This is a genomic window from Pedobacter sp. 01T416_2, from assembly GCF_056398925.1.
The window spans coordinates 1-7,940 of the sequence record NZ_JBFTQI010000217.1 but is presented as its reverse complement, the minus strand read 5'-3'; the positions used below and the strand labels follow the sequence as shown (position 1 = coordinate 7,940).

4 protein-coding genes are annotated in these 7,940 nt (G+C 40.4%); 3 read left to right on the top strand and 1 reads right to left on the bottom strand.

Annotated features, from left to right (window positions below; all coding sequences use genetic code 11):
* A partial coding sequence (locus AC1DPQ_RS11200; RefSeq protein ID WP_477609295.1) for a carbohydrate binding domain-containing protein occupies positions 1-1,294 on the bottom strand: 1,294 nt, incomplete at its 3' end.
* Positions 1,295-1,761: 467 nt separating this feature from the next.
* On the opposite strand from AC1DPQ_RS11200, the gene AC1DPQ_RS11195 reads away from it, so the two are divergent.
* The 3 genes from AC1DPQ_RS11195 to AC1DPQ_RS11185 form a co-directional block, all read left to right on the top strand.
* The gene (locus tag AC1DPQ_RS11195) at positions 1,762-4,164 is read left to right on the top strand and encodes a carboxypeptidase-like regulatory domain-containing protein (RefSeq protein WP_477609294.1); all 2,403 of its coding nucleotides are present in this window, start codon (positions 1,762-1,764) and stop codon (positions 4,162-4,164) included.
* Between the two features lie 20 nt (positions 4,165-4,184).
* Entirely contained in the window at positions 4,185-6,026 is a 1,842-nt protein-coding gene (locus AC1DPQ_RS11190) for a rhamnogalacturonan lyase (protein ID WP_477581845.1), read from the top strand.
* Between the two features lie 19 nt (positions 6,027-6,045).
* Positions 6,046-7,940 (top strand): glycoside hydrolase family 2 TIM barrel-domain containing protein (locus AC1DPQ_RS11185; RefSeq protein ID WP_477609292.1); only part of this gene is annotated, 1,895 nt, incomplete at its 3' end.

Genomic DNA, 7,940 nt, shown 5'->3' with positions numbered 1-7,940 from the left:
TTCTTAGAGTAGTATTCAATAAGTCAAAACGGTCGCCATCCGGACCGGTACCAGAACTGTTGATCAGTTTAAAATCAGGATATTTGGCTTTTATGGCCTTGGTGAAAATTGCTAGCCTTTCCAAATACTGTGGTCCCCAGTTTTCGTTTCCAACCCCCATCATTTTTAAATTGAAAGGTTTTGGATGACCAAGATCTGCCCTCATTTTCCCCCACTTGGTTGTTACATCGCCATTGGCAAATTCGATCAGGTCCAGCGCATCCTGAACATAAGGATCGAGTTCATCAAGGCTCGCTACTTCGGCTGAATTATACTGACAGGCCATGCCGCAATTTAGTATTGGTAGCGCATCAGAGCCTATATCTTCTGCCAGTTGGAAATATTCAAAAAAACCCAAACCAAAACTCTGGTAATAATCAGGTGCGGGGCGGTGTGCAAATTCAATATTCCAGCGGTTCATAATCAATTGCCTGTTTTCGATCGGGCCGATGGTTTTCTTCCACTGATAACGGTTGGCCAGATCGGTGCCTTCTACAATGCAGCCACCAGGGAAACGGATAAAACCCGGTTTCATATCAGCTAATAACTGTACCATATCGGCCCTTAATCCCTGTGGGCGGTTTTTCCAGGTGTCGCCTGGAAACAGCGAAATCATATCCAGATCAATGTTTCCATTTCCCTGAAACACAATCGAAAATCTGGCTTTTGGATCGGTTTCTGTCGCAGTAAAACTTGCTGATTGCTTTTTCCAATCGCCACCGGTCTGATCTGGGGTTAATCTTCCCTGTCCGATAACTTTATTATCTGCGGCCTTTAAGAGTAATGTCAACCTAACACCAGGTTTTGCCTGACGGTACATGACAGAAAAATCATATCGCATCCCCTTTTTTACGCCGATACCTTTAAATCCTTCATTTATCAACTCAAAATCGTCAGTTTGTTTTTTTACCTGTAAGTATCTTGGATTGGCGGTGTTTACTTCCTTGCGGTTTACCACCAAAATTTCACCTTCCTGTGGTCTTTTTCGTTGAATGGACCAACCCATTAGCGGTTTTGCAAACTCGAATGAGCGGTTTTTAATCAGTTCGGCATAAATGCCGCCATCAGCACCAAAGTTGATGTCTTCAAAAAAAACGCCCCACATATTAGGTTGCACCTTGGCAATGGAGTGGTCTGTTTTAACTTTGATCACTTTTGCAGTTTGTGCCTGTACTTCGGGAGTGTACCCGATTCCAATTGTTGCATATGCCAGGCATGCCGAAAACACACTTTTTACAGGGTAATTTAATTTCATACGGTTTAATATTTGGAAGATCCTAATGGTAAAAGTAAAATATTTAAAATAATAAACGTTATCTAAACATTTATTTTTTTATTCATCAACGATTTTGTTGGTAAATTCTACAATCTTAGCATCGGGGAAAATGATACAAGTATCTCAAATATGGATTGAGGTAGTAAAAGGGTTTAGTAAAGTAACTTTTTACTTGATGTTTAAAATTTATTGAGCAGAAACCTTTAAAATCTTTCTTATAACATATTGTCATCGTCAAAAAGCAGGATACTACAGGATGCGCCTTAAAGATATACTATTTACATTCGACATGAATCATTTAATGGCTGCTACCCAACGGCTGTTATGATCCGCTAACCAATAACACATGATGAGCCTTCATTTCTTCAATATTCAAATATTGACTATTTTATTCCGTAGGGCTTTTATGTGCAAAATAGCTGGTTCACATGCTTGATAAAAGAATTATGAATCTTAAAAAATATACTTTGCTTGGCTTTTTAAGTGCAGCAACACTTTGTGGTTCGGCGCAACAAAAAGCTACAGATAAACAATCGGTTAAACTCTTTTTTGAGAAATCATACCTACAGGTAGACCGCAGTTATTACAGCACTGGCGAAGATGTATGGTTTAGCGCCTATTTGGTAAATGGAAAAAGTAGCAATTTAACCGCTACCAGCAATAATTTATATGTGGAGCTGCTTTCGCCAAAATCGGAAGTTTTAGACCGGAAAATGATCAGGTTGGATGGTGGACTGGGAAAGGGAGATTTTAAATTAAAAGATTCTATTCCTTCTGGTTGGTACGCCATTAGGGCTTACACCAATTGGATGCGAAACTTTGGCGATGATTTTGTTTTTCAAAAACGGATCCACATTAGCAATAACATTATTGAAAACGCTTCTTATTTTACCCGAAATCCGGTCAAGAAAAACGATGTTTCCAATTCGAAAAAATCGATAGCCTTTTTCCCGGAGGGCGGTTCGCTGGTTGAAGGATTAACCAGTATTGTAGCCTTTAAAACCAATGATGACATTGGCAATGGGATTAAAGCCACAGGAAGTGTAATCTCATCAAAAGGAGATACTGTAACTACTTTTCAAAGTACCGATGCGGGCATGGGCATTTTTGCTTTTACACCCAAAACGGATGAAAAATATAAGGTTGAGGGATTTTATGGCAAAGAAAAATTTTCGTCGGAAATGCCCTTAAGCCTTAAAAAAGGCCTCTCATTACATATTACTACTGATTCTTTAAATATCAAAGCAAGTATCAGTGCCAACGAGTTAATGTTCGGCGAGTTGAAGGATAAAAGCATTTCGCTTGTAATTAAACATGCAGGCGATAATATTTATTCCGGATCGATCAAATTAAGTAAAGCTATAGTATCGGTATCTATCCCAACAAAAGGTTTTCCGAATGGTATTGCAAGCATAACCCTGCTAGATGACCAGAACAGGCCTAATTGTGAACGGCTTATTTTTATACAAGACGAAAATAAGGTCAATTTCTCAATAAGCCCAAACAAAGCAGCTTATAAACCAAGAGAGAAAGTGGTTATTAAGGTAAAAGCGACCAATTTTCTTGGTCAGCCAGCTAAAACAGCATTTTCCTTAGCTGCTGTTGATGGACTTATTCCAGATGATGGAAATGATATTGTATCGTATTTGATGCTGCAATCGGAAGTAAAGGGAGATATTAAAAATGCTGCACAATATTTTGATGCTAAAAATCCATCTCGTTTAAAACAGCTCGACTTATTGTTGCTTACCCAGGGCTGGAGAGATTATATCTGGAGAAAACTGGCCGATTCGGCTATTAAAATAAGTTATTTGCCCGAGCCTGGCATCACAATTAAAGGAATGGTAAGAGAGAAACTAGCCGATAAACCCATTCCGAATATGAATATTACCCTATTTGGTACCAACTTTACAGGCAATAAAATTTTCACTACGAAAACCGATCAGAGCGGACGTTATTTTCTGGATGGGTTGAGTTGGTATGGCAATCAAACGGTAAAAATTTCATCAAAAGATGATAAAGGGAAAAAGGGTGGCTGGCTACAGATCGATACGCTGATTAAACCTTTAAATTTAGCGCCGTTAAAAACGATCTCACCTGGAATTTCGAACACCTTGAACGTAGAAATCGGTAAACGCATGGATTATAACCGCACTTACAAGTTTGGCGATTCGATCAGTTTAAACGATATTGAAATTAAGGCCGCCCAGAATAACAAGGTGGTTCTGTTTCAGGATGTACTTACCTCATTTGGGTATCCCGAGGAAGTTTTCAACATTACAGCAGCCGATTATTCTTACAAGGGATTGGAACATTTTCTGTTAACAAAGGCTAAAGGAAGTTATCCAGCGGAAGAAAACGATAGTTTGGGTAATGAAGGAGTCACCTTTATCGCCAATGGAAAAAAAGTTAGGCCGGTTATTAAAGTAAACAACAGGCAGGAACTCTTTACCGAACGCTTAGATTACTACAGTTTAACCATGGATCAGATTAATCAGGTTAGAATTCAGCATTTATTAAACAGTACCGGAAAAGATGTGTACCTCATCAGCCTTAATTTAAAGGATGAGGCTTTGCGCGGACCAAATTTAGACTTGCTAAACCTAAATTTAAACGGTTATTATGCCGCAAGAACTTTTTATTCGCCAAATTACAGCAGTCCGGCAACACCAAATAAAGATTTACGTACCACCGTTTTCTGGGCACCAGCTGTAAAAACCAACGAAAATGGTGAAGCAACTATCACTTATTTTAATGGAGATAACAAAGCTGATATTTTGATCAAAGCCGATGGAATTACCGATAAAGGAGTGGCCGTATCGGCGAAAACAGGCTATAAAGTTCAATAACCATTCAGAGATAAGCTATTATGATCAAAACTATTATAATCTTCAGTTTCAGTTTATTCTTTGCTACACAGCTTTTCGCTCAGCGCCAAATGGAAAAACTGGGACGTGGTGTAATTGCTGTACGACAAAATAACGATTCTGTTTATGTAGGCTGGCGGATGTTGGGTACCGATGGCGATGACATTGCTTTTAACCTATACCGCAAAAGCGGAAATAATGAAGCCATAAAACTCAATCACGATCCGATTACCAAGAACACCAATTTTGTAGATGTAGGGGTTAAATTCGATCTTCCGAACAGCTATTTCGTAAAACCAATTTTAAAAGGCAGTGAATCGGAAGCCAGTAAATCTTTTACGTTGCCAGTCAAGCCACCTATTCAGCAATATTTAACTATTCCTTTAAAAACACCAGCTGGTTATTCGCCTAACGATGCTTCGGTAGGCGATTTAGACGGAGATGGTGAATATGAAATTGTGTTGCACCAAACTGGCCGGAGCAGGGATAATTCATCAAACGGTATTACCGATCCGCCGATTTTTCAAGCCTATAAATTAGATGGAACTTTTTTGTGGGAGATTAATTTAGGGAAAAACATCCGCGAAGGCGCTCATTATACCCAATTTATGGTGTACGACCTGGATGGTGATGGTATTGCAGAAATGGTATGTAAAACTGCTGATGGAACGGTAGATGGCAAAGGAAAAGTAATTGGCGATGCGACTAAAGATTGGCGCAATCCCAACGGTAAAATATTGGATGGCCCTGAATTTTTAACCGTATTTAGCGGTAAAACCGGAGAGGCATTAGCCACAACAGATTATATTCCTGCCCGTGGCAATATTGGCGCCTGGGGTGGTAGAGGTGGGAACGGAAAAAACGATAATACGGGTAACCGTGTAGATCGGTTTAATGCCTGTGTGGCCTATTTAGATGGGATCCATCCAAGTGTAGTGATGTGCAGAGGCTATTATGGCAGAACGGTTTTAGCAGCCTGGGACTGGCGTAATGGCAAACTAACTTCAAGATGGGTATTTGATACTAAAGATGCTAAAAACTCATTTTCTGGGCAGGGAAACCATAACCTAACCGTTGCAGACGTAGACCAGGACGGAAAAGATGAAATTATTTACGGTTCGATGTGTGTAGATGATAATGGAAAGGGATTGTACACTACGGGCTTAAGGCATGGTGATGCCATTCATGTTTCAGACCTTGATCCGGAACACCCAGGTTTAGAAGTTTTTGGTGTACACGAAATAGAAGAAGGTACAAAAGGCCCAGGAGCTGCGGTTTATGATGCCAAAACAGGCAAAATATTATGGGAAGGATCGCAAGACGAAGATGTGGGCAGAGGAGTAGCCGATAATATCGATAATACCCGTTTTGGCGCACAGATGTGGTGGTCGGGATCGAATGGATTATTTGATATCAAGGGCAATCGGATCGGTAATCAACCCCGATCAACTAATTTTTTAATTTATTGGGATGGTGATTTGTCGAGGGAACTTTTAGATGGTAATCGTATAGATAAGTACAATGTCGGGAGGATTTTTACGGCAGATGGAGCCGTTTCTAACAACGGAACTAAATCTACCCCAGCTTTAAGCGCTGATATTTTTGGAGATTGGCGCGAAGAATTGATTTTAAGAGCTGAGGATAATCAAAGTTTAAGGATTTATAGCACCACTATTCCGACCGAATACCGCAACTATACCTTAATGCACGATCCGCAGTACCGCTTAGGTATTGCCTGGCAAAATGATGGTTATAACCAACCACCACATACGGGGTTCTATTTCGGTTTCGGAATGAAGAAAGCACCAAAACCACACATAACTTTGGTAGAACCAAAAAAATAAACGAATCCGAAAACACACTATGACTAATAGCAGATTATATATTCTCATTTTTACATTTTTGTTTAGCTGCTATGCTACAATTGCAGTAGCGCAGGTAGTAAAAGAACAGGCGAAGGTAATAACACCTTTTGATCAGGACTGGAGTTTTAATCAAGGCGATGTTCAGGGCGCCGAAAAAGCTGATTTTGATCAAACCAAATGGCGGAAATTGAATGTCCCGCACGATTGGAGTATCGAAGGGGCTTACGATAAAGCCAATTTAACTGCCCGTGGCGGTGGCTATTTGCCTTCGGGCATCGGATGGTACCGCAAAAGTTTCAATCTTGATGAAAGCTTTGCGAAAAAGAAAGTAACGATCGAATTTGATGGCGTAATGGCCAATAGTGAGGTATGGATTAACGGGTTTTATCTTGGCAAACGTCCTTATGGCTATATTAGCTTTGCTTACGATTTGAGCAAACACTTAAAATTTGGTAAAGGCAAAACAAATGTCATTGCTGTAAAGGCTGATAATACTGTACAGCCTGCTTCGCGTTATTATACCGGTGCCGGAATTTACAGGCATGTGCGTTTAGTAGCAACAGATGCCGTTCATATTGCAGATTGGGGTGTTTATATCACTACGCCAGATGCTACCGCGCAAAAAGCTACGGTTAAAGTAAAAACAAACCTTATAAACGAATCTGCCCAAAGCACTCAGGTTATTGTAGAAACAGCTGTTTTAGATCCTGCCGGAAAAATTGTTAAAACTGCCCAGAGCAAGCAAACCATCGCTGCAGGAAAAAATATGAATATAGATCAGGATATTGTAGTGACCAATCCAAAACTTTGGAACCTGGAAAGTCCGGATTTGTATAAAACCTTAACCAAGATAACCGTAAATGGAAAAGTTATTGATGATCAGTTAAATACCTTCGGTATCAGGGCTTTTAAGTTTGATGCTGCAACAGGTTTCTGGTTAAATGACAAAAACTTTAAGTTAAAAGGAGCTTGCCTGCATCATGATGGTGGCGCAATTGGTGCAGCAGTGCCGTTAAGCGTGTGGAAATTCCGTTTAGAACGCTTGAAAGAAGTAGGGGTAAACGCCATCAGAACTGCTCATAATCCGGTTGCACCAGAATTTTTGGATTTATGCGACCAACTGGGCTTTTTGGTGATGGATGAAACATTCGATACCTGGAACTCGCCAAAAAACAATGGCRAAAAAGGTTATAATAGATTTTTTACMGAATGGTGGGAGCGCGATACGCGCGATATGGTGATGCGCGACCGCAATCACCCATCCATCGTAATTTACAGTATTGGAAACGAAATCCATGATGATTTAAACAGCCCGGAGGGATTCAAAAAATATAAGGATCAGCAGGATCTTATTCATCTGCTCGATCCAAGCCGTCCGGTAACCATGGCGCTTTTCCGTCCGGCCAATTCGAAGGTTTACACCAACGGATTTGCTGAAACTATGGATGTTGTTGGACAGAATTACCGAGAAAATGAATTGGTAGCCCTACACAATCAAAAACCAAATTTAAAAGTAATCGGCACCGAAAATACGCATGTAATTCAGCAATATTTGGCACTTCGCGATAATCCTTTTATGGCAGGCCAGTTCCTTTGGACGGGTTTTGATTATCTTGGAGAAGCCGATTGGCCCCAGATTACCAATGGACAGGGTTTGTTCGATAGGATTGGCAGTTGGAAACAGCAAAGTTTGCAGCGCCAGAGTTGGTGGTCGGAGAAACCTGTTGTACACATTGTCCGTAGAGAAGATAATGCGGGCGCAGGTGTCTGGATCAACAATTGGACACCTACCGATTTTGATACTTACGATGACGCAAAGGTTGCCATTTATAGCAATTGCGAAGAAGTTGAACTTTTTTTAAATGGAAAATCACTGGGCAGTAAACCTAAACC